The organism is Blautia sp. OF03-15BH (assembly GCF_003463065.1).
Classification (GTDB): Bacteria; Bacillota; Clostridia; order Lachnospirales; family Lachnospiraceae; genus Limivivens.
On record NZ_QSCM01000022.1, the window covers coordinates 23733 to 45712 of the forward strand.

General features: G+C 47.1%; 20 protein-coding genes. 5 read left to right on the top strand and 15 right to left on the bottom strand.

The window, feature by feature from the left end; translation table 11 throughout:
• Positions 1 to 146: 146 nt before the first annotated feature.
• Genes DXA57_RS15430 through DXA57_RS15440 form a run of 3 tightly spaced genes read left to right on the top strand, consistent with a single transcriptional unit; the run spans position 147 to position 2343 of the window.
• Positions 147 to 1331 carry a TlpA family protein disulfide reductase gene (locus tag DXA57_RS15430; protein ID WP_117768156.1) on the top strand — a complete coding sequence of 395 codons (1185 nt, stop codon included), beginning with the start codon at positions 147 to 149 and terminating at the stop codon, positions 1329 to 1331.
• Positions 1332 to 1337: 6 nt separating this feature from the next.
• Positions 1338 to 1487 (top strand): CD1871A family CXXC motif-containing protein, encoded by a 150-nt coding sequence (locus DXA57_RS15435; RefSeq protein WP_117768157.1) that lies wholly within the window; start codon positions 1338 to 1340, stop codon positions 1485 to 1487.
• A complete protein-coding gene (locus tag DXA57_RS15440) occupies positions 1471 to 2343 on the top strand; it encodes a 4Fe-4S binding protein (protein ID WP_442857679.1) in 873 nt (290 codons plus the stop codon). The genes DXA57_RS15435 and DXA57_RS15440 overlap by 17 nt, the downstream gene beginning before the upstream one ends.
• A gap of 3 nt (positions 2344 to 2346) precedes the next feature.
• Here the strand turns inward: DXA57_RS15440 and DXA57_RS15445 are convergent, their stop codons facing one another.
• The 6 genes from DXA57_RS15445 to DXA57_RS15470 all read right to left on the bottom strand — a co-directional run bounded on the left by DXA57_RS15445 (position 2347) and on the right by DXA57_RS15470 (position 7493).
• Positions 2347 to 3375, bottom strand: coding sequence for a S66 family peptidase (locus DXA57_RS15445; RefSeq protein WP_117768159.1), 1029 nt, complete (start codon positions 3373 to 3375; stop codon positions 2347 to 2349).
• Positions 3372 to 3896 (bottom strand): NUDIX domain-containing protein, encoded by a 525-nt coding sequence (locus DXA57_RS15450; RefSeq protein ID WP_117768160.1) that lies wholly within the window; start codon positions 3894 to 3896, stop codon positions 3372 to 3374. Before DXA57_RS15450 ends, DXA57_RS15445 begins: the two co-directional genes overlap by 4 nt.
• Positions 3897 to 4029: 133 nt before the next feature.
• A complete protein-coding gene (locus DXA57_RS15455; protein ID WP_117768161.1) occupies positions 4030 to 4491 on the bottom strand; it encodes a hypothetical protein in 462 nt (153 codons plus the stop codon).
• Positions 4481 to 4714 carry a helix-turn-helix domain-containing protein gene (locus DXA57_RS15460; RefSeq protein ID WP_117768162.1) on the bottom strand — a complete coding sequence of 78 codons (234 nt, stop codon included), beginning with the start codon at positions 4712 to 4714 and terminating at the stop codon, positions 4481 to 4483. The genes DXA57_RS15455 and DXA57_RS15460 overlap by 11 nt, the downstream gene beginning before the upstream one ends.
• Before the next feature lie 13 nt (positions 4715 to 4727).
• Positions 4728 to 5207, bottom strand: coding sequence for a DUF2975 domain-containing protein (locus DXA57_RS15465; RefSeq protein ID WP_117768163.1), 480 nt, complete (start codon positions 5205 to 5207; stop codon positions 4728 to 4730).
• 438 nt (positions 5208 to 5645) lie between these two features.
• Positions 5646 to 7493: a DUF1002 domain-containing protein gene (locus DXA57_RS15470; protein ID WP_117768164.1), complete on the bottom strand. Its 1848-nt coding sequence runs from the start codon at positions 7491 to 7493 to the stop codon at positions 5646 to 5648.
• 241 nt (positions 7494 to 7734) lie between these two features.
• Between DXA57_RS15470 and DXA57_RS15475 the strand changes: the two genes are divergently transcribed.
• Positions 7735 to 9087, top strand: a complete 1353-nt coding sequence (locus tag DXA57_RS15475) for an MATE family efflux transporter (RefSeq protein ID WP_117768165.1) — start codon at positions 7735 to 7737, stop codon at positions 9085 to 9087.
• A gap of 345 nt (positions 9088 to 9432) precedes the next feature.
• Here the strand turns inward: DXA57_RS15475 and DXA57_RS15480 are convergent, their stop codons facing one another.
• Positions 9433 to 11547, bottom strand: a complete 2115-nt coding sequence (locus tag DXA57_RS15480; RefSeq protein ID WP_117768166.1) for a glycoside hydrolase family 3 C-terminal domain-containing protein — start codon at positions 11545 to 11547, stop codon at positions 9433 to 9435.
• Between the two features lie 106 nt (positions 11548 to 11653).
• The gene (locus DXA57_RS15485; RefSeq protein WP_117768178.1) at positions 11654 to 12985 is read right to left on the bottom strand and encodes an aminopeptidase C; all 1332 of its coding nucleotides are present in this window, start codon (positions 12983 to 12985) and stop codon (positions 11654 to 11656) included.
• Positions 12986 to 13395: 410 nt separating this feature from the next.
• Here DXA57_RS15485 and DXA57_RS15490 point away from each other — a divergent pair, with 410 nt between their 5' ends.
• Positions 13396 to 14577: an iron-containing alcohol dehydrogenase gene (locus DXA57_RS15490; protein ID WP_117768167.1), complete on the top strand. Its 1182-nt coding sequence runs from the start codon at positions 13396 to 13398 to the stop codon at positions 14575 to 14577.
• A 70-nt stretch (positions 14578 to 14647) separates the two neighbouring features.
• On the opposite strand, the gene DXA57_RS15495 is transcribed toward DXA57_RS15490, so the two are convergent.
• The 7 genes from DXA57_RS15495 to DXA57_RS15525 all read right to left on the bottom strand — a co-directional run bounded on the left by DXA57_RS15495 (position 14648) and on the right by DXA57_RS15525 (position 21804).
• Positions 14648 to 16522, bottom strand: coding sequence for a serine hydrolase domain-containing protein (locus DXA57_RS15495; protein WP_117768168.1), 1875 nt, complete (start codon positions 16520 to 16522; stop codon positions 14648 to 14650).
• Between the two features lie 30 nt (positions 16523 to 16552).
• Complete coding sequence (locus tag DXA57_RS15500) at positions 16553 to 17578, bottom strand: transglutaminase domain-containing protein (protein ID WP_117768169.1); 1026 nt, start codon at positions 17576 to 17578, stop codon at positions 16553 to 16555.
• A 65-nt stretch (positions 17579 to 17643) separates the two neighbouring features.
• Positions 17644 to 18384 carry a peptidylprolyl isomerase gene (locus DXA57_RS15505; RefSeq protein WP_117768170.1) on the bottom strand — a complete coding sequence of 247 codons (741 nt, stop codon included), beginning with the start codon at positions 18382 to 18384 and terminating at the stop codon, positions 17644 to 17646.
• Between the two features lie 97 nt (positions 18385 to 18481).
• On the bottom strand, positions 18482 to 19012 hold the full coding sequence (locus tag DXA57_RS17650) for an ATP-binding cassette domain-containing protein (protein ID WP_117768171.1): 531 nt from the start codon (positions 19010 to 19012) through the stop codon (positions 18482 to 18484).
• 5 nt (positions 19013 to 19017) lie between these two features.
• On the bottom strand, positions 19018 to 19479 hold the full coding sequence (locus tag DXA57_RS15515; RefSeq protein WP_117768172.1) for a GNAT family N-acetyltransferase: 462 nt from the start codon (positions 19477 to 19479) through the stop codon (positions 19018 to 19020).
• A gap of 43 nt (positions 19480 to 19522) precedes the next feature.
• Positions 19523 to 20206 (bottom strand): carbon-nitrogen hydrolase family protein, encoded by a 684-nt coding sequence (locus DXA57_RS15520; RefSeq protein WP_199612747.1) that lies wholly within the window; start codon positions 20204 to 20206, stop codon positions 19523 to 19525.
• A gap of 5 nt (positions 20207 to 20211) precedes the next feature.
• Entirely contained in the window at positions 20212 to 21804 is a 1593-nt protein-coding gene (locus DXA57_RS15525) for an AAA family ATPase (protein WP_117768174.1), read from the bottom strand.
• Positions 21805 to 21980: the final 176 nt, after the last annotated feature.

The window sequence follows — 21980 nt, forward strand, 5'->3', positions numbered from 1 at the left end:
TCTTGTGATTTTTCTGTGAATTCTTCCCTTATATGTATACAACTTACATTCTGTGTGTTACAATACACACGTCATGGAGAAAGTTGCCCCTGCTTTTCTCCTCATTTTACTAAAATATAATCTTTTATAAAAGGAGATCAAACACTATGAACAGAAAAAAACTGATGGCCCTTCTGGCCGCTGGTATCTTCAGCGTCGTTTCTATAAATCCAACCGCCGTTCTGGCAGAAAGTGCGGAAACAGAATCCACTACCGGCGAAGCCCTTGCTGTTCCTGCCGGCGAAGCCTTTGTCGTAGACGGTGACGGTGCAGATGGAGAGATGAGCGTCTCTGATGACGGAACTCCCATCAAAAAGACAGCCAAAGCCTCTGAGATGGGAATGGCTTCTGAAGATTCCTATTCTTTCCCCTTTATGGGACTGACCGCTGTCCTTCCGGACGAATTAAAAAAGCAGATCGATTCTTCTGATGTACTTATGCTCTCCGCTGAAGACTGGACCGAGGCTTTTGACGGGATCAAATATGCCTACCTCAGCTGGAACAAGCTGACCGAGGAGCAGAAATCTGAAGATGTCAACCTTCTCGGAACCGGCTATGATGAATGGCTTGACAGCATCGAACGCATCGGAACCCTTGGCGTTTACAGCACCGACGTTCTGGACGATCTCGACGCACTGACCGGCTGTAAGGAGCACAAAGAGCTCGGAAGCAGTGCGGACGGCAACTTCAAATATTATCTGAGCATCAATACCGATGCAGAAAAAGAACTCACCGATGAGATCGAGAAAATCGAGACCACACTGACCGAAATGACTCCCTTCAACGGACAGTCTTCCTTTGAACAGCCTTCTGCCGCCACCTCCGAGGCTGACACAGTAGGAACCTTTGAAACTACCGATATTGATGGAAATGCCTATACAGAAAAAGTATTCAGCGATTATGACCTCACTCTGGTCAATGCCTTTACAACCTGGTGTTCTCCCTGTGTCAATGAGATGCCGGAGCTGGAAAAGCTCTATGAAGAAATGAAAGAACAGGGTGTCGGTGTTGTCGGCATGGTACTGGATACGGTTGGTGATGATGGAAGCGTCAATGACGAAACCGTTAAAAAAGCACAGGTTTTAAAAGAAAAAACCGGTGTTACCTACCCGCTCCTGATCCCCGATTCCGGTTTCCTGAACGGACGGATTCAGGGACTTCAGTCCTTCCCGGAATCTTTCTTCGTTGACAAAGAAGGAAACATCGTCGGCGATCCCATCATGGGAAGCAATGATTTTGATGGCTGGAAAGAAGCGGTTGAAAACCAGCTTGCTGCTCTCAAAGGAGAATGATCTTCCATGAAAAAAATACTTGATACCAGATGGCCGGGGCTTGCCCTGGCCGCTGCCGGGATCCTTATGATGGCTTACGGGATTTTCCGGGGAGAGATGAGCGTTGTTCTTACCAAAGCCATAAATATCTGTATGGAGTGTGTCGGAATTGGATAAGAAAAAACAGATCAAAGACTGGCCCAGACATTTGATACAGGCTGGCTGGGCCGCCCTCACAAACTCCCATGTTTCCGGCTTTATCACCGGAAAAATATATACCGGAAAGCTGAAAAACGTCTGTGTACCCGGTCTGAACTGCTACTCCTGCCCCGGCGCCACAGGAGCCTGTCCCATTGGCTCCCTGCAGGCAGTCATCGGCAGTTGGAACTTTAAATTTGCCTATTACGTCATCGGTTTCCTGATCTTTGTCGGTGCCCTTCTTGGACGTCTGGTATGCGGCTTTCTCTGCCCCTTCGGTCTGATCCAGGATCTTTTACATAAAATCCCGTTTTTCAAAAAAATACGCACCTTCCGTGGAGACAAGCTTTTGAGAAAGCTGAAATACGTGATCTTCCTGGTCTTTGTGATCCTGCTTCCACTGTTTCTCACAGATGTTATGGGACAGGGCGCTCCTTATTTCTGTAAGCTCATCTGTCCTGCCGGAACTCTGGAGGGCGGCCTTCCCTTGGTGCTCCTGAACAAAGGAATGCGAAGCGCCATCGGCTGGCTCTATCTCTGGAAAAACACCATTCTCCTTGTGACGGTCCTGCTTTCCATCCTGATCTACCGGCCGTTTTGCAAGTATCTCTGTCCGCTGGGCGCTTTTTATTCCGTTTTCAATAAGGTTTCTGTTTTCCGTTACCGCATCGACACGGAAAAATGTGTACACTGCGGAAAATGCGCCAGTGCCTGTCAGATGGGTGTCAACCCGGTAGAAACCCCGAACAGCAGCGAATGTATCCGTTGCGGCAGATGCCGTCAGGCCTGTCCGAAGGATGCCATTTCCTGCGGTTTCTGTAACAAGAAAAAATAAACGTTATCTGCATTCCATATGGATCTCAATGGAATTCCCCTCCACCCGGACATTTGCATAGCTTCCTGTGATCAGAGGCATTGCCGGGTGGAGATGCCCGAGATCCACATCCATGATGACTGGCACCTGATATTTTGCCAGCAGATCCGTTACTGCATGATACTGGTCCAGTCCCATCGCAGGCTGATCAAACATCATCGGTCTTCCGATCAGAAATCCCTTCGTATACTGGAACCAGCCTGCATGATCCAGCTGCCAGATCGCACGGCGGATACTGAATACATTCAGCTCACAGGCTTCCAGGAACCAAAGGATCCCGTCTTCTTTGTATTTTTCTATAAATTCTGTTGTTTTATCAAATTCTGTTCCCTTTAAATTCACCAGGCAATCCAGACAGCCTCCCAGAAGCCTTCCTTCAAAAACCGTATCCTGATCCGGATATTTTTTCAGGATCATCGGTTCAGTGATGTGATAGGGTTCCAACGGAGTTTCTTCTGTTTTCAATGAACCATCTGCCTTTTCCCAGCCGTCATAATTCTGTACCGTCCGAACCTCTCCTGTCAGGATACCAAAAGTATCATTCAGAGATGGATGCCAGGGTTCCATACCAAAATCAGCGGCACAGGGACCATAGACAGAAGCGGTATCACAGAGCGTTGTCAGAAGATAGGTAAAGTTGGTATTGTCCGAATAGCCCAGATACCATTTGGGCGGTGCTTCCCGGATGGCATCAAAATCCACATGTTCCAGGATCTCACACATCAGTTCTCCACCACCACAGGAGATCAGGCAGTCATTTTCCCCGCTTCGATAGCTTTCTGTCAGTTCTTTTCCACATTTTTCCGGTGTATTGCTGATACCGATTCCCTCAGATGCATAGCAGTTCGGACCCAGCTGGCACTGGTATCCCATCTCCTGAAATTTCTTCTGTGCGTTGAGAAACGCAGATTTATAAGGCTCCGTGGCACAGCCAAAGGAAGGCGCCACAAAACCGATCGTTCCGCCCTTTTTCAGATTTTGGGGATATCTCATTGTTTCCATTCCTCCTGTTTTTCGATCTTTGAAAAGAAATAGCCGATGCTCGGCACGGTAAGTCCGCTCTCATAAAGCTTCCGTATCTCATCCGGCCGCATCCAGTGGACTTCACTCACCTCTTTTGTCTCTGCCGCGCCAAGATCCGGCACAAAACATTCCTCTTCTTTTTCTTCAAAAAGCCAGACATCCAGCAGATGAGGCATAGCCGAATCTCTCACCATAAAGAAAACCTGCCTGCCATTCTCAGGTACCAGTCTTACCCCTACTTCTTCTTCTACTTCCCTGACTGCTCCGTGAAGACTTGTCTCTCCCAGAAGCACAGACCCTCCCGGGCACTCCCACATCAGCGGATGCGTCGGTCTGTCCGCTGACCGTTTTGATATCAGGTACTGTCCCTGGTGGTTCTTCAGCCAGACATGAACAACCAGATGATAAAGTCCTTCCGGTATGGTCTCTCCCCGAATCTGCTCCCGTCCGGTACATTCCCGGTTTCTCGTATACAAATCCCATTTTTCCATAGGCGCCTCCGATCTTCCGGACAACAGAATTTTCGGTCAAAAAAATCCTGCTCTGCTGAATCTGTCTGTTTTCTCCGGATTCTTCTTTTCCAAATTTATTCTAACACAGATTTCAGCAAAACAGGATATTTTTCTACTTTTTCTCTCTTTTTTCAAAACTTACAAACCATACCATATAGAAGTAGGTATAGACTAAGGCCACGAGCCCCAGAAGAATCTCCAAAAAGAATTTTTCCGTGATTCCCTCCCACAAAAACAAGGCGGTGGGAAAAGCCGGAAAGATCGTCCAGACAGCCACCCAGCGGTTTTTTCTGTTTTCCCGGACAGCTCTCAGCACGTGGAAATTGATCTCCTCGATCTTATGCTTTCCCAGAAAACCGATCAGCCCGTGAAAAAACGCCGTAAACACCAGGAGAAAGAAAGCCACCAGGAGATTGGCTCCTACCAGTATCCCTAAAGAATCTGCACCCGGGTCCAGTTCCCCGCCGCAGCCTTCTCTCGTTACGATTTCTACCGTCATAAACAGATAAATAGCAATGCTTATAAGACTGCACCCAAACATGGCCAGCCAGGCCCAAAGCTTCTTATTTTTCATCCGCATCCCCCTCTCCCTGCCGATATTCCAGAAGATCCCCAGGCTGACAGTCCAGCGCCCGGCAGAGCTTTGCCAGAGTGGAGATTTTCAATGCCTTGGCCTTTCCGTTTTTCAGGATGGAAATGTTTGCCATAGTGATCCCCACTTTCTGAGAAAGCTCAGTCACGCTCATTTTCCGCTTCGCCAGCATCACATCAATGTTAAAAATAATCTCATCTTCCATAGCTGCTCCTTTCTCAGATGGTAAATTCACTCTCTTCCTGAAGCTTCGCCGCTTTTTCCACCAGATGGGAAAGACCGGCCGCCGCCACAGAAACAGCGATACCGATAAAGTCAACAAGCAGGGATGCCAGGAGCACTCCTGGATGATTCATTCCACAAAGCCACAGTATGATATTTCCTATGAAAAAATAGACGGTATCCCCTCCGGCACAGTAAGCGATCTTTTTCAGAAAGCCCGCATTTTCCATGGAAAAAGACCTGTCACCGCCAATATTTACTGCAATCTTCCAACCAAAACAGAGCACGCCAAAGCAAGGCAAGCCGCTGATCTCCAGGAAAATGAACCAGGGCAGATACCAGCCTTCAAACTCGGGATATCCCTCCAGAATGCCTTTTCCTGCAAAAGGAACCAGCCAAAGAAAAACAACCAGCCCGCAGATTCCGATTCCCAGGATGACTGCTTTCAGCCACCACGCCAATGTTTTCTGATCCATAAAAAAGATCCTCCTTTCAAAAATATATCTTTCTAAGGAGGATCTTATCATATTTATTTCTGTATTGCAATCTATTTTTATTGTTTTACGATATTTTTTTATTTCTTTACAAGAGCAGGAATCCTATAGAGATAATTTTTTCCGGAGGTCACACCATAAAATGTGTAGCCCCAGAAATTCATTTTTCCATAAGTATATTTCTTATCCAGCCAGGTGATGCCTCCGTTGCTGAGTATCGTCTGGGATGGGAGATGCATTGCAAAAAAGAACACTTATTTGGTAACAAAATCCGTGGTATAATAGAATCAGTCGATAAGATAAGTGAGCAGATGTGCAATTCATCTCACCACCTGAAGAGGTGGGCGAATTCTTGCTACATTTGTTAAAAAATATCCCGGAGGAAACCTCCAGGATATTTTTCCTTTCTCTTTGATCGCTTTACTCCATGGTTCCGTCATCGGTTGCTTCCGGGATCATGTTCTCATCATAGATTTCGTCAGAGCCTTCTTCGCTGTAGCTCTCGTCACTGTATTCATCTTCGTAGGAATCCTCGCTATAGGCTTCCGTCTCACCCGGTTCCTCTTCGGAATAAGTTCCCTCGTCCCCGGCATCATCTACGCCATAAATCTTCTTGAAGAATGCTTCTGCTTCATCGCTTACGGTCTGACGGACAGTCGGATCTACAGAAACCAGCTTCTGGGCTGCATCGGTAACGATCAGATCTTTGATTTCCTGAGAAAGAACCTTGACTTCCGGTGCGCCATACTCGGCAGTATCCAGCTCATCCAGCATCTTCTCTTCTTCACTCAGTCCTTCAACCAGGAATTTCAGAAGGAATTTATCGAATTCCTCTTTCAGTGCTTTGGAAGTCTCCTCATCTGCAGCCAAAGCAGTCACATCCATCTCACTGATCTCCTTGTACTCTTCCTTATGTTCACCGTTTTCTGCTTCCACTCTGGATGCCTCGGTAGTCAGATCCAGGACTCTGTCCAGATACCAGTTGATCTCGGTGTAAGTCACTTTCTTCTCATCGCTAAGGTCATCTATCGTATACTGCGGCTCTGTGGAAACTTCCGTTTCTACCGGAGCTTCTGTTTCTACAGGTGCTTCCGTCTCAAGAACAGGAGCTTCTGTTTCAAGCGGAGCCTCTGTCTCGAATTCCGGTGTTTCAGACGGTACATCACTGTAGCCATCTGTTTCAACCGGCATCTCAGTCTCTGCAGGCATCTGGGCATCGATTCCATCACTGCCCTCGGTATAAGTTTCTGCAGGCATCTCCGTCTCAAGAATCGGTGATTCCGTCTCAGGAAGCGGTGCATCGGTTTCCGGCTCCAGGGTAGATCCGGTGATGACATCCCCGCCAAACGCATCATCGTTGGTATTATCCAGGATGCTGGCTTCTGTCTCTTCTGTTTCGGTCTCAGCTTCTGCCTGTGCATCCTGTGCAGCCTGCTGGGCGGCACTCTCTTCGTCATTCGACTCGTCTCCGCTCAGTTCATCCGTCTGACTGGTCACTCCTACGTTCTCATCCACACGCTCCAGCGTATCCTTCATATCATCGTAGTTATAATCCTCCTGGGAGATCTTATCCAGAAGCTCCGTAACCATATCGACCTGATCCTGTGTCAGCTGTGTATTGTTGTCATTGGCTGCCTCATTGACAATATTCTGGATCACGGTAACATCCGTGATATCCTGGGAAATGATCTCCGTCTTTGCTTCATTGACAATGGCAGTTGCTTCCTTCTGACCTACATTATTGGCAAGCTGTCCGGTAATGACAAGCTCCTCTGTGGCAAGTTCTTTTTTCTGAGGACTCAGAGTCTCTCCGCTGGCCTGCTCATAAGCCATAATGATTCCGGTCAGAGCACCTGTTCCGGATACCTGAATGGGAGATGCAGCAATTACATCACAGTTCACAACACCAGAAGTGGAAAGGGTGGTAGCAATCATGTTGCAGGTCACCCAGTCCAGATTAGCTGTCTTTACCTGGATTCCGCCGGAAGCTGTCGGGGATACCAGGGCACAGCTGTATGTGTGGGTTCCGATCTGCTCCAGAGGAACATAGGATCCCAGATGATCTCTCTCGTCCTGGTTGGTGATCGTCAGGATATCCACCTGATCGGCGGTCACGCCAAAATAATTCATAACGATCTGTTTCTGCTGTTCACTGAGATCAGCGCCAAGAGTTACTACTTTTCTGCTGTCTGCACTGACACCCATGGAAAATCCAAGTGCCAGGCAAAGTCCAAGAGCAGCCACACTGGTAAATTTTTTCTTCATCATAAAACCTCCTCACTTGTTATATCCTAAACTTCGCTTCCCTTTCGGGAGACTACTTCCTATTTTAGCAGATTTTTCGAAAAATGCCTATCTTTTTTATGAAAAATCCTGTCTTTTCTCTTAAGGTCTGCTGCTTTTCTCAGAAAGACAAATATTTTTCTCATGTCCGCCCCGGTTGAACATTGACGTTTGCAGTTTTATTCGATACAATGAAGTTAATTTACTAAGATAGGAGTTTTTTCTGATGGCAGCACACAACAAAACCATACCGATGACAGAGGGAACAATCTGGAAACGGATCGTCGCTTTTGCCATTCCTCTCTTTCTCGGGAACCTCTTTCAGCAGCTTTACAACATGGCGGACTCTCTCATTGTAGGGAACTTTCTCGGAAGCAACGCTCTCGCCGCAGTCAGTTCTTCCGGAAACCTGATCTTCCTTCTGGTCGGCTTTTTCAACGGCATCGCCGTAGGAGCCGGTGTCGTCATTGCCCGCTACTTTGGTGCGCAGGAAAAAGAGCAGCTTCAGCGTTCCATCCACACCACCATTGCCTTTGGTCTGATCTGCGGTATCGCGCTCTCACTGATCGGCGTGATCCTGGCTCCGAAGATCCTGATCCTGATGGGCACACCGGAGGAAGTACTTCCGAATTCAACGGTTTATTTCCAGGTGTATTTTGCCGGTTCCATCTTTTTTGTCATGTACAATATTTTTGTTGGAATCCTTCAGGCAGTGGGAGATTCCAGACATCCGCTCTACTATCTGATCATTTCCTCTATCACAAACGTGATCCTGGATCTGATCTTTGTAGCCGGCTTCCACTTCGGCGTAGGGTCTGCAGCCCTGGCTACCACGATTTCACAGGCTTTGAGTGCCATTCTCTGTCTTCGCCAGCTTTTGAGAAGCCCGGAAGAGTACCGGGTTTCCATCAAAAAGATCCGTCTGGATTTCTTCATGCTGCGGCAGATCATTTCCAACGGTCTTCCTGCCGGCGTCCAGAATTCCATCATTGCCCTGGCTAACGTGGTGGTACAGTCCAACATCAACTCTTTCGGAAAAATGGCTATGGCCGGCTGTGGCTCTTATGCCAAGGTCGAGGGCTTTGCTTTTCTCCCGGTTACCTGTTTTGCCCTTTCCATTACTACCTTCACCAGTCAGAACATCGGGGCAAAAAAATATGACCGTGTCAAAAAAGGTGCCCGCTTCGGCGTACTCTGTTCCATCACACTGGCAGAACTTGTGGGGATCCTTATGTTTCTTTTCATTCCCCATCTGATCTCCGCCTTTAACCGCACACCGGAAGTCATCCAGTGTGGAACCAGCCAGGCCCGGATTGATACTCTGTTTTATTTCCTCCTGGCCTTTTCCCACTGTGCCGCCGGAATTCTCCGCGGTGCCGGAAAATCCGTTGTTCCCATGATCGTCATGATGGTCTGCTGGTGTATGATCCGCGTGACCTACATCACGATCACCCTCCATTTCATCCCCTCCATTCAGGTCATCTTCTGGGCCTATCCCCTGACCTGGAGTTTAAGCACGATCGTCTTTCTGTTTTATCTCTTTAAGACGGACTGGCTGGGGGAAAGAAAGGAAGCATAAAGACAACGACAATGGTCAGACTTGCAAACAATTAAAAATGATTTATGCAAATTTATTAATAGCATTTTCAAATCAATCATGCTAATATAGTGGACTTAACCATTCCATACATAAAATGGGCATAAAAACCCCAGAGTCAGTCTCTCTGGGGTTTTTGTCGGCTTATGGTCGAATCACCTGAATTACTCGCTTCTCTTGCCTATTGGCGTTATAGCATATATATTTGCAAAATTCAATATACAATCTGTTTTATCCGTCATTCAATGAACGCCTTCAGAGCGAAGCTACTTCCTTCTTTTCCCATCCGGAGGCTTTCCAAACCATCAGCAAAATGGCTGACTGGCTCTATGAAATCTGTGAACAGCTATCATGACGAATCTCCATCCGTACCGGCCTGCATCCCATCAGCTCCACGCTTCGTTCATCCGGCTGTGAGAAGCCTGCATAGACTTCGAACGCTCCGGAGGCAGCCTGACGTTGTCCTTTTTCATCCACCACAGTAAAGGCCCGTTCATCGAGAAGCAGTGTCTTTTCCATGGTCTTGCCTGGCCGGACGGTAATGCGGACGAACGCGGAAAGAGACGGATGGAGAGGTGCACAGGGAGACTCCACGCTCCTGACATAGATCTGAAGTGTTTCTGTCACTTCTCTCTCTTCGCGATTGTGAACGGTCACGACCACTTCCGCACCGCTTCCTTTTTTCTGGATTTCAGCATTGGTAAGCTCCAGTTTTCCATAGGTCAGTCCATAACCGAAGGGATACTGGGCTTTGCCCTTCAGATAACGATACGTTCTGCCTTCCATGGTATAGTCTTCAAAGTCCGGAAGTTCCTCCAGAGACTCATAGAAAGTGACAGGCAGTTTTCCGGTAGGCGCTGTTTCTCCAAAGAGAACTTTTGCCGCCGCTTTTCCTCCCTCTGCCCCCGGATACCAGAGCACCAGGATGGCATCAAAATGCTCCCTCGCATAAGAAAGATCAAGATCGCTTCCTGCCATCAGACAAAGGATCACCGGTTTTCCACAGTCCGCCAACGCTGCCATCAGCTCTCTCTGGGATTCCGGCAGAAGAAGATCTTTTTTATCTCCGGAAAAATAACTGTTTCCGGTATCCCCTTCTTCTCCCTCCAGCGTCTCATCCAGCCCCACGCAAAGGATCACTGCATCGCTGTATTCTGCTACGGTTCTTGCCTCGGAGATCCGGTCTTTGGCGTAAGCCAGCGCTTCTACTCTGTCTTTGCTGATGTCACAGCCCACAGAAGTAAGGATCCGCACAGAATCACCCAGATAATCCTGCAGCCCCTCCTGAATGGTCACATATCTGGACGCCGTTCCGTGATAATTGCCAATCAGGGCAGCCCGGCTGTCCGCATTGGGGCCAATAATGCCAAGCGTATGGATTTTCTCTTTTTTCAGTGGAAGCACTCCATTGTTTTTCAGGAGGACAAAGCTCTCCTCCGCTGCTTTTTCCGCCAGTGCCAGATGCTCTTCGGACTCCACTTCCAGATAAGAAATCTGATCATATTCTGTCTCATCAAAAAGTCCCAGAAGATAACGCGTTGTGAAAAGGCGTACCGCAGCTTCCGTGATGGTTTCTTCAGAAACCAGCCCGTCCTCACAGGCCTTCTGGACATAGAGGTAGGTAACGCCGCAATTCAGGTCACAGCCGTTGTTGATCGCCAGAGCAGCCGATTCTTCTGCTGTGGAGGTCACCATATGGTTGGTATGAAAATCCCGGATAGCCCAGCAGTCGGAAACAAAATGTCCCTGAAAGCCCCATTCACCGCGAAGGATATGCTGAAGCTTTTCACTGCCGCAGCAGGGTTCTCCGTCTGTCCGGTTATAAGCACCCATGACGGCTTCCACATCTGCATCCTTTACCAGCATTTCAAAAGCCGGAAGATACGTTTCGTGGAGATCTTTTTCCGTTGGCTTTGCATCAAACTCATGACGCAGAGCCTCCGGACCGGAATGAACGGCAAAATGCTTCGCACAGGCAGCCGCTTTCCGGTATTCTCCTTCTCCCTGAAGACCTTTTACAAAAGCCGTTCCCAGTTTTCCGGTAAGATAAGGATCCTCTCCGTAGGTCTCATGCCCCCGTCCCCATCTGGGATCACGGAAAATATTCACGTTCGGAGACCAGAAAGTCAGTCCCTTATAAATATCCCTGTCGTTCTGTTTCACATTTTCATTGTATTTCGCTCTTCCCTCTGTTGCGATCACCTCTGCCACATCATGAAGAAGCTCTGTATCGAAACTGGCTGCCAGAGCGATCGCCTGTGGAAAAACAGTCGCCTGTCCGCTTCTTGCGACCCCGTGAAGACCTTCATTCCACCAGTTATACGCCGGTATTCCAAGTCTTTTGACAGCAGGCGCATCATATCTTAACTGGCTGCATTTCTCTTCCAGCGTCATTTTTTCCACCAGGGCTTCTGCCCGTTTTCTTGCTTCTTCTCTCGTCATCTGCAAATCTTCTCCTTTCTGTTCCTTCCATACTGTCGGATGCCTCAAAGTAAAAAATGAGCAGCTCTGCCTTTTTCAGGGCATTGCCGCTCCTTTTTTATCTCTTTTATGCCAGAGATCCCATCGGATCCCAGGGTTTCAGCATGATCGGCTCGCTTTCGTAAGCCTCCAGCGCCTCTTTCGGAAGATATTTCTTATTGACCACAATCTGGTAGGTATACTCGTCAAACCAGCGGTCAGACATTACATAATAACCTTCTTTACCGGCATCCTCGCCCCAGCTGTTTTCTACTCTCCAGCGGTTGGGCCTGCCATCCTCGTCGAGGTTGACCCCCTGGAATACCATGGCATGAGTCATCAGACTCTGGCCGTACTCCAGTCTCTCCGCCTTGTTCATGCCGAAGGTGGTTCCAAAGAGGTCGTCCACACCGTAAAGATCCAGATCCATAATGCCCTCACGGCAGGAACGCTGTCCTACATCACTTCCGAACCATACCGGCTCGCCGTCCTGCAGCTGGGCAATGGCAGCTTTTTTCAGCTCCTCGATCGGCAGGTTTACATATTTTACCTGGCGGCCTTCCAGAACATTGCCCAGATACTCGACGCTGTAGCTGCGATAGTAGGGCTTGTCTTCGGTGGGCGCGTTGATGATGCTGATGTACTCATCCAGATCCAGGCCGATGTACTTCTCATAAAAAGCCTGCGGAGTCAGGTTCAGATCTCGGTGGAAGTTTTTATCTTTATCACGGTACTCGAAATCAAAAGTCTTTGGCGGTTTTCCAAGGCAGATGCAGAGCATGTTGTAAACGGTCTGCATCATCTCATCCTTCATGGCACGAAGCTCGGCATCGGTTTTGCCATCTTTGTGCGCTTTTCTTAAGATGCAGGCGTACTCACGGAGCTTCTCCGTCATATAGGAAACCATCTCGTTGGTTGCAGAGGAGGAAAAGGTCTCCGGCATTGCTCCCTTCGGAACCAGGCCATATTTGCTCACGATCGCAGTCAGCATGTCCCACTGTCCGCCGTCATTTAACGGCATGGAAAGAAGATGGGCGATCAGTCTTCCTTCTGTCGGCTCGTCCAGTGTTTTCAGGATGCATTCCAGGAAGTAATTGGATTTTTCCAGCTTGTCATAGAACAGCGTATAGTTCTGGGAGAGCTCGAAGTTCTCCAGATTCCGTTTCCGGATCACCTGGAAACGCAGGCAGTTCAGAGCTGCAAACATCCAGCAGCGGCCGCTCTTCTTCTGGTTAGTGATCTTTCCCTGCTCCAGGCTGATGGAAAAATCAAAAGTCGTCTTTCTCTCGGTCTCATAATTTTTTGCGGAAGCGTTCACACCATTTACAGTCACTGCATTCATTGCCAGAGAATTGGCACGATTGGCGTCAAAGTTTTTTTCGAACGTTTCCAGACTTTCCATAGAAATTGTTGTTTCCATTTTCAGAATCTCCTTTGTAAAAATATTGTAACTGTTCAGAACCACCTCCAAAATGCTGCGCATTTCGTCGGTGTGGCGTATCCGCCAAATAGATTTCCATGTAAAAGTGTTCATTCATACAAGCATGATTCACACTTTTGCATGAAAATCTGCTTGGCTCTGAACAGTTACAAAATATTGTACCTTTATTCTAGCATACTTTCTCGAAAAAGGTTAATAATTTTCGTAGTGATTTTTTTGTTAAAAAAAAAACAAAAAACGCTTGCGTTAATTATTTAACAGAGTTATAATAGAATCGTCGAGAGAACAGATTCTCGAAAAAACAGCTTACAGGTTTGTTTTTTACCTGCACAGCTATGCAAACAACTAATCAAGCTTACTAAAATTATTTTTTTAAGGAGATGACAAACATGGCAAGATTTACTTTACCGAGAGATATTTACCATGGAACAGGATGTCTGGAAGAGTTGAAAAATCTGAAAGGTAAAAAGGCTGTTCTGGTTGTAGGAGGCGGCTCTATGAAGCGTCAGGGCTTTCTTGACCGCGCTGTGAACTATCTGAAAGAAGGCGGCATGGAAGTGCAGCTGATCGAAGGTGTAGAACCGGATCCCTCTGTTGAGACTGTCATGAGAGGTGCAAAAGTGATGCAGGAGTTCCAGCCGGACTGGATCGTGGCAATGGGCGGCGGTTCCCCCATCGATGCAGCCAAAGCTATGTGGGCTTTCTATGAGTATCCGGATACGAAATTTGAAGATCTTATCACTCCCTTCGGTTTCCCGGAGCTGAGACAGAAGGCAAGATTCGCTGCCATCCCCTCTACTTCCGGTACTGCTACCGAGGTAACTGCTTTCTCCGTTATCACTGATTATCAGAGCGGCATCAAATATCCGCTGGCTGACTTCAACATCACTCCGGATGTTGCCATCGTTGATCCGGATCTGGTTATGGGACTTCCTGTAAAACAGGTTGCCTATACCGGTATGGATGCTCTGACTCATGCCATCGAGGCTTATGTTTCCACCCTGAACTGCCCGTTCACCGATCCGCTGGCTCTGCAGGCCATTGAAATGGTTCTTGAATATCTGCCGGCTTCTTACAACGGAAACAAAGTTGCCAGAGAGCAGATGCACTATGCACAGTGCCTGGCTGGTATGTCCTTCTCCAACGCTCTCCTGGGTATCGTTCATTCCATGGCTCACAAAACCGGAGCTGCATTCTCTACCGGACATATTCCTCACGGCTGTGCGAACGCTATTTATCTGCCGTATGTTATCAAATACAACGCAAAAGATCCGGTTGCTGCCTCCCGTTATGCTGAAATCGCACGCAGAATGGGTCTGGAAGGAACTTCCCAGCAGGCTCTGATCAACAGCCTCTGCGAAAAGATTGATTCCTTCAATGTAAAACTGAACATTCCGAAGACTCTGAAAGATTTCGGAATCAATGAAGAAGAATTCAAAGAAAAGGTTGCCAAGATCGCTGAACTGGCCGTTGGTGATGCCTGCACAGGATCCAACCCGAGAGCCATTGATCCGGCCAATATGGAAAAACTGCTGACCTGCACCTTCTATGGTACCGAGGTAGATTTTTAAAGTTATGTAAGTTCCTGGAACTTAAAGGGGGGACGGCTCGAAATCACGAGCCGTCCCCCCTTTGTTTACTCTATACAATCCTTTTTCCACGCACCACCGGTTCCAGTGTCGTTTCCATCGCCAGTCTGAGCAGATCTACATTTCCTTTTTCCCGTATCTTCCGTACCACTGTGTTCTCCGACAAAGCAGCGGTAAGCGATTCCAGGCCATCCAGAAGGATTTTCTTTCCGGGCACTTCACTGAAGTGTACTTCCGTCTCTTCTTCCTCAAAGAAAATTTTGATCCTTCTTCTTATGGCGTCTTCCAGATAATAAATGTTCAGTTCCAGTACCAGTCTTCCGTCTTCATCGAAAGCAAAGCGGCCTTCTGCCGCATCCAGATAAGGTTCTCCGTGAAAATCGATCACGGAATATTCTGCTTTTTCAAACCCTGCCGGGATGGAAAAGCTCTTCTCTCCCTCCCGGATATCCAGGAAAAAACGGCTTTTTTCCAGATGAAAACCAAGTTCCCGGATCCCATCGGTGTAATTGTTATGAAAGACCTGCCCCATCAGGGTGAATAAGCCCACCTGAGGAGTCATCATTACATAGCGTTTTCCGTCCAGAAAATGCTGAAAACGCCGGATATCAGCCGGCTCCATACCGCGCTTGCCCGCTCCTCCCGGAGCCTGATATGCCATTTCCATGCCCTGACGCTCTGTTTTTAAAAGAAAGCTGCGATCTTTCCTGCTGCGGCAGTCTCTGCGGCTTTCGCTCATCCTGCGGCTCCAGCCTCCATGCCTGAGTATGGATGCCTCCGGGGAAGGACCGGAAAGCTCCTGCTGACAGGTAAGCAGGCTCTGATATGCCTTTTTATCTTCCGGAAGCGGCGGAAGATAAGCACTCTCCGATGGCAGATGCTCTTCCAGCACATCCTGAAGCACATTGCTGTTAAAAAGCACCTCATTTCCCGCTGTGGTCACTACCACCATATCCACATCCGGATAAACGAAAACATTCTGCCCCAGCATCCCGTTGAATGCAAACTGTCCGGCTCTTTTGCAGGTCCAGATCTGATAGCCGTAGCCCGGAAAACCGGTATTTTCCGGCGGAACTACTTTAGAGGAAACAGACTCTCTCACCCAGTCCTCCGGAATGAGCTGCTGCCCCTTCCATTTTCCGGCATCCAAATACAGCTGCCCCAGCTTGGCCATATCCTCCACACAGAGAAACAGACCCCAGCCGCCCTTATTATTTCCCTTTGGACAGGTTTCCCAGAAGACTTTTGTGATCCCCATGGGAGCAAAAAGTCTGGGGGTTAAATATTCCAGTACGGTTTCTCCTGTGATTTCCGTGAGGATCGCAGAAAGCATATATGTATTCATGCTGTTGTATTCAAAAAACGTTCCCGGTTCATGATGGCAGAAAGCCTCCAGATAACTCTTCACCCAGTCGTTGCCGGAGATCGCACCGGTCTCGTTAAAAGAAACACCGCTGGTCATGGTCAGGAGGTGGCGCACCGTCAGATCTTTCTGCCGGATAAAGCCAAAAAGGCTCACATTTTTCCGGAAAATGTCCACAACCTTCGTATCCAGCGTAAGCTTTCCTTCGGATATCAGAAGACCGACAGCCATGGAAGTCACACTTTTACACATGGAATAGGTTGCATGCCAGAGCTCCTGCCGGTAAGGATAAAAAGCCGTTTCTCCGATGACTTTTCCTCCCTTCAATATCATCACATTATGCATATGAAGCTCTTTGGAGGCTTTAAGTGCCCGGAAAAGCTCCTCGATCTGCCGGGAGTGGATCCCCTGAGACTCCGGTGAAGTCCTTGGAAAGGGCTGTTCATAGGGAAGTGCCTCCGGAAAAACCGGTTTCTGGGGAACATAATCCACCCGGCTGATCCCCTCCGTTCTTCCTCTCATAAGATCCCAGATCAGTTCAATGGTTGCTGCTTCTTTTGCCATAGTCTGCCCTCCTGATAAACGATAGCCCTTTCAGGCTTTTTCCTCTCCCTCATTTGCTTCTTCTGTCAGAATCTCTTCCCTTGCCGGCTGATCTGTGAAATTGATCTGAACGACCGACTGCTGGTAATTGACGGAAAGCCACACATGTTTGTCTTTTGTTGCCGCCTGTGCTTCCGCTTCTCTTAAAATCTCCTCCAGGATGGAACGGTTCCATGCACCGCCCCGCCAGTGAAATACAAAACAGGGCTGTTTCTTCCGGAGGACGGCTTTCAGTCTTTTTCCCACCTCTTCCGTCTTTGTCAAAGACAGGCGGTTGACCCGGTAATAAAAAGCATCTTTTTTTGTGCAGGCCGGTACCGGTGCGATCAGAGGCTGATGATCCCGGAAAAGCTGGCGGTCATCCAGGTTATAATAATCATATCTCTTTGTCCCGTACCGTTTCAGGGAATTGTCAAAGGTGGCATCCAGATGCATCCAGTCTCCGCCGATCTTCACCAGATTCCACGCATGCCGATAGCGGACGCCATGTTCCGGGTCTGCCTCGCTGACAGCAATCAGGCAGTCGATCCCCAGACGGTCACAGAAAAGCTTCACAGTCTTGGCGATCCCTTCACAGACACCGATTCCATGCTGGAGCGGACCGATGATCTCATGCGAATACTGCTTCTGTAATTTGTCATAAGTCACATTTTCCAGAATAAAATCATGAATGCTTTTCTCCTGTTCCTCCGGCGTCAGCTCCTGCATCGGACGAAGCAGTCTGGTGATCCGCCCTTCCAGGGCCTTCTGGTGCTCCTTGATCTTTTTCTTTTCAAAAAGGTATTCCGGAATCAGATGAACAGAATCCGCCTGATCAAAAAAACGGTATGTGAAGCTGCTCACATAAAAGATCGAGGGGTGATCCAGCCGGAGCCTGAAAAAAATCTCCGCAAGTTCTTTTCCTTCCAGACGGAGAACCGGAAATTCCGGCGCCAGAGCTGTAAAACCGTCATACATGGCCCGGTAGACCTGTTTTTCTTCCCGGTTCATCTGTTGAAAATAGTATTCCTGTTTCATCACTTCATCCTTTTTACACCTGTGGCGCAGAAGGTTTTCATCCAAACTGCGCCACAGGTTTTTTCTTATTTTACATTGTATTTTTCTCTCAGTGCTTTTACCTTCTCATTATAAACAGTATTCTGCTTCCTATTCAGAAGATTTCTGCGGATGGATTCTTTTGCTTCATCGAAGGAAGCAATGCTTTCTTCTGTGCGGCTCTCAACCTTGATCAGGTGATAACCGAACTGTGTTTTCACCGGTCCGATGACTTTGCCGATCTCACCTGTAAAGGCTGCATCCTCAAACTCTTTTACCATCTGGCCTCTGCCGAATTCGCCAAGATCTCCGCCTTTCTGGCCGGAAGGACAGGTGGAATACTCCTGTGCTGCCATCTCGAAGGCTTTGGTTCCATTTTCGATCTCTTCCAGGATCTCTTTACATTTGTCTTCGCTGTCCGTGAGGATGTGTTTCGCACGGACGGTTCCGCCTTTTGCAAACTGATTTTTATTTTCCTCATAAAAAGTACGGATCTCTTCCTCTGAAACGGTTGCAGTCTTTAAAGCCTCTGCCATAGACAGCTGTGCCAGAATGTCGCGTTTTGCATTGGCGATCATACTTTTGAACTCTTCTGTTTCATCCAGCTTCTGATCTGCTCCGTCTTTTGCAAAAAGATGAAGCGCGACCAGCTGATCCAGATAGTGGCTTCTCATAGCCGGATTGGAAAGATACGCCTGCTGCTCTCTCGGCACATTCTGTAAAAATGCTTCAAATTCTGCTTCTGTGATCTCTTCACCTGCTACGGTTGCTAATACTTTGTTTTCCATTGTTGTTCTCCTTTTTTCTTGTTCTTCCAAAAGTATAACAGACTCTGGAGAAAAACAACAGCTTTATTTTCTTGCCTCAACCATTTTCAGGATCCGGTCACAGCCGGCGAAGGTGCTGCTCCAGAAAAGTAATGCACTGATGAAGCTCCCGGAAACTGATTTTTTCCAGTGGAATCCCATTGATGAGGATCTCGCCCTCCGTTGGCGCATAAAACCGAAGAAGCAGCCGGAGGATTGTGGATTTTCCACAGCCCGAAAGACCAACCAGAGCCGCCACCGGCAGGGAGATATCTTTTAAATGGAAAAAAAGATAGATTGGCGCGAGCACGCTGTAGATGAGGCTCGGCAGATAGCTACTGAAATAGGTCTGCATCTGCTCCACCGCATCCACAGAGGCCGTGATGGCAGACACCGGCCCGATCTTCTCGATGCCTCCGGCATCCAGTTCCAGCACCTTTTTGAAGATCATCCGGCGCATGCTGGTTCTCGCCGCTGCCGCCGTCCGGTATGCCAGCAAGCCTTTCAAAAGCTGGGCCAGAAAAGTAAAGATTGCTGCAAGCTGAGAATTTTTATTGGCGTGAAAAAAAGACACCTGTTTCTGTTGTGAAAGCGGCGTCTCTTCGTCCATAATTTCTATTTCAATTCCATATTGATCGTTTTTTCCGTAAACCCATAGTTCTTATACATTTCATATGCCATTTTGTTTTTAACATTTACCTGTAATTCAATAGAATCATAACCATTCTCTTCTTTGATTTGCTTTACTTTTTCAAAAAACTGGTGTCCGATTCCTTTTCCCCGATATTCCTGATCAACCGCCATGGAACTGATAAATAAAATGTCCCTGGTTACCTGAGAAGGATTCTCAATATGGTATATAATTAATTCCAGAACACCGACTACCTTACCATCTGCCTCAGCTACATACCAGTTATCTCCCTTTAGAATTTCTTCAAACATTTCCTTCGTAATCAAAGGAGTGGCCGGTTTGTAAACATCCGGTCTCCAGCCAACATGAAGCAGCTGAACCTGATCCATAATATTGGAAAATCTGTCATAATCTTGCTGTTTCGGCGAACGAATCTTAACCTCCATAAATGTTTCCCCCATTATTTCCTTTTTGCAAATCAAAATCCGGTCAGATTTCTATCTTCCTTGCAATCATCCCATACAATTCTGGCCGTCTGTTTTTGAAATTGCAGCTCTCACGTTTTCTATACTCACGCAGCATCGTTACATCCAGCTCAGCCAGAAACACGCCTTCTTCTTCGCCTGTTTCACACACAAGCATATCGCGGGGAAGACCCGTTTCCATATCATATATCACACCGTCAAATAGCGTGGAATGGCCATTGCAGCCGCGCTGCAAAGCCGGATAGTTGCAGGTAGCAATCGCCAGCTGATTCTCATAGGCCCGTCCGCGCAATTGAGACAGGCGGTTGATTTCCATCGGGCAGGCATTTGGAACAAGAAGAAGTTCCGCCCCTTTCATCATCAAGACTCTGGCAGCTTCCGGAAATTCCCGATCGTAGCAGATCATTGAACCAACTTTTATCAGACCCTTTTCCGTATCGAGGTCTTCCACACAAAAGTTATCTCCGGCGTCAAGGACGCTCTCATCATCCTCCTCTCCAAAGTTACAGATATGTACCTTGGAATAACGATAAACCAGCTTTCCATGCCGGTCAAAGAGGCAGACGGTATTTCTGGGATTAGGCTCATGCTTTTCCAGCAGTGTGATCGCGATTGCCATTTGAAGTTCTATATTATCTTCGATAGCTGCACCAGGAAGCAGTTGTAAAAAAGCTATTTTGAGTTTCATATTCTTTATTTTTCCATAACCTCGATCGCACATTCATGTTTCTTCGTTTTCTTATTATAATTGATAGCAACCAGTAGCAGCTTTCCCTGATAGTCTTTCAATGCACTTCCATAATTCTTTTCTTTGATTTGCTCCAGAGCACCAATTGTACTCTTGTCCCATTTTAATTCAATTATCACTGCCGGTTTATCCAAATGCCGCTTCCTCGGAATCATACATACATCAGCAAATCCTTTTCCTGTCGGCAATTCCCGAATCATGGTGTAGTATTCCCGTGCAAAATAGAATGCGAGATGAATGGTGCAACTAAGAGAATTTTCATCATTATATTGAAGAATTGAAATTTCCTCATGTGTTTTTTCAACTCCGACAGCCACCGCATCTGCATCCATTGCCCATAAAGATTCCAACAATTTGCGTGAAGATTCCAATGACTCCGTCACTCCATACCAGTTCATCGTACTGATTGCATTGACATATTCCTGAGAAACCTCTTTATTTGGAATACTCACAGTCCCCTCTATGCTGTTGTAAGTCAGATAGCCCAAATGTACCAGTAAGGTCAGCACATCGTCTTTCGTTGCAAATGTAGTCATATCGTTGCTGAATGTTCCAATGTTAATCGGAACAGACTCACCCGCAAGTATTCGAACCACGGAATCTTTTAATCCATCCATGCCCATCTGAATATAAACTTTTAGTGCTTCATATGTTTCCGTTTGATTCCAGTAGGTTCCAAATTTGTGACGCAGCATGGCTTCCACAACGGATTTGGGGCTGTACATGGAGTAACATGCATTTCCCGTCCGACGATGTGTGATCAACTGATAGCCATCGTACCATGTTTTTGCTTCCTCAAAGCTCATTTCATATTTCTCACAGAGTACAACTACCTCCTGCTCCGTGAACCCAAAATATTCTGCCAGCTCACCGGGATCTGTCATGGAATACTCTGTAAACATATTTAATGCAGAATGAGAACCATATTTCTTGATCGGCAGAATTCCTGTCATGTAGGCCAATGCAACATAATCTTTATCTTTCAGCCATGCTCGAAGAAAATCCAGATATTTTTTCTGCGCTTCTTTATCCTGTTTATATTCCCGGAACAGACAATCCCACTCATCAATCAGAATGACAAACGGGCACTTGGTATAAGAAAATACATCTTTCATAACCTGAATCAGATTCTTTTCATCTCGAAAATGCACTTTCGGGTAAATTTCCTCAAAATCTGAAACAAGATAGTTTTTAAGCATGCTCAGCATTTCTTCTATCGTTTCTGACATACTCAGAAATTCCTGTATATTGACTTTGATAACATCGTACTGATTCAGATTTTCTTTGTAGGACTTGTCTTCACTGATTACAAGATTCTGAAATAAGTCTTCTGTATTTTCACTTCGATCATAATATGCGGCAAGCATATTGGCTGCCATGGATTTGCCAAATCTTCTCGGACGGCTCACGCAGATATACTTCTGCTCTGTACAAAGAGCTTCATTTGTCTTTGCAATCAATTTGCTTTTATCTACATATATCTTAGAGCGAAGACTTCCACGAAATGAAAAATTTCCCGGATTCAGATAACTTCCCATGCAAATCCCTCCCTGTCAAATTTTCATAAAAGATATTATACTTGATTCTCTCAATAATCACAAGAACCATTGGGGACGGTGTTTTTGGCTTTTTTAGCGTCCCCAATGGTTTCCATCAATTTTAGGAAAATAAGCGGGAATCCTCGGTAATTTAATTGCCGAGATGAAAGCGAATA

Excerpts from the sequence above, each read along its gene's own strand:
- DXA57_RS15430 (WP_117768156.1), top strand. The coding sequence starts at position 147 with ATGAACAGAAAAAAACTGATGGCCCTTCTGGCCGCTGGTATCTTCAGC.
- DXA57_RS15435 (WP_117768157.1), top strand. The coding sequence starts at position 1,338 with ATGAAAAAAATACTTGATACCAGATGGCCGGGGCTTGCCCTGGCCGCT.
- DXA57_RS15445 (WP_117768159.1), bottom strand. The coding sequence starts at position 3,375 with ATGAGATATCCCCAAAATCTGAAAAAGGGCGGAACGATCGGTTTTGTG.
- DXA57_RS15450 (WP_117768160.1), bottom strand. The coding sequence starts at position 3,896 with ATGGAAAAATGGGATTTGTATACGAGAAACCGGGAATGTACCGGACGG.
- DXA57_RS15455 (WP_117768161.1), bottom strand. The coding sequence starts at position 4,491 with ATGAAAAATAAGAAGCTTTGGGCCTGGCTGGCCATGTTTGGGTGCAGT.
- DXA57_RS15460 (WP_117768162.1), bottom strand. The coding sequence starts at position 4,714 with ATGGAAGATGAGATTATTTTTAACATTGATGTGATGCTGGCGAAGCGG.
- DXA57_RS15465 (WP_117768163.1), bottom strand. The coding sequence starts at position 5,207 with ATGGATCAGAAAACATTGGCGTGGTGGCTGAAAGCAGTCATCCTGGGA.
- DXA57_RS15470 (WP_117768164.1), bottom strand. The coding sequence starts at position 7,493 with ATGATGAAGAAAAAATTTACCAGTGTGGCTGCTCTTGGACTTTGCCTG.
- DXA57_RS15475 (WP_117768165.1), top strand. The coding sequence starts at position 7,735 with ATGGCAGCACACAACAAAACCATACCGATGACAGAGGGAACAATCTGG.
- DXA57_RS15480 (WP_117768166.1), bottom strand. The coding sequence starts at position 11,547 with ATGACGAGAGAAGAAGCAAGAAAACGGGCAGAAGCCCTGGTGGAAAAA.
- DXA57_RS15485 (WP_117768178.1), bottom strand. The coding sequence starts at position 12,985 with ATGGAAACAACAATTTCTATGGAAAGTCTGGAAACGTTCGAAAAAAAC.
- DXA57_RS15490 (WP_117768167.1), top strand. The coding sequence starts at position 13,396 with ATGGCAAGATTTACTTTACCGAGAGATATTTACCATGGAACAGGATGT.
- DXA57_RS15495 (WP_117768168.1), bottom strand. The coding sequence starts at position 16,522 with ATGGCAAAAGAAGCAGCAACCATTGAACTGATCTGGGATCTTATGAGA.
- DXA57_RS15500 (WP_117768169.1), bottom strand. The coding sequence starts at position 17,578 with ATGAAACAGGAATACTATTTTCAACAGATGAACCGGGAAGAAAAACAG.
- DXA57_RS15505 (WP_117768170.1), bottom strand. The coding sequence starts at position 18,384 with ATGGAAAACAAAGTATTAGCAACCGTAGCAGGTGAAGAGATCACAGAA.
- DXA57_RS17650 (WP_117768171.1), bottom strand. The coding sequence starts at position 19,012 with ATGGACGAAGAGACGCCGCTTTCACAACAGAAACAGGTGTCTTTTTTT.
- DXA57_RS15515 (WP_117768172.1), bottom strand. The coding sequence starts at position 19,479 with ATGGAGGTTAAGATTCGTTCGCCGAAACAGCAAGATTATGACAGATTT.
- DXA57_RS15520 (WP_199612747.1), bottom strand. The coding sequence starts at position 20,206 with ATGAAACTCAAAATAGCTTTTTTACAACTGCTTCCTGGTGCAGCTATC.
- DXA57_RS15525 (WP_117768174.1), bottom strand. The coding sequence starts at position 21,804 with ATGGGAAGTTATCTGAATCCGGGAAATTTTTCATTTCGTGGAAGTCTT.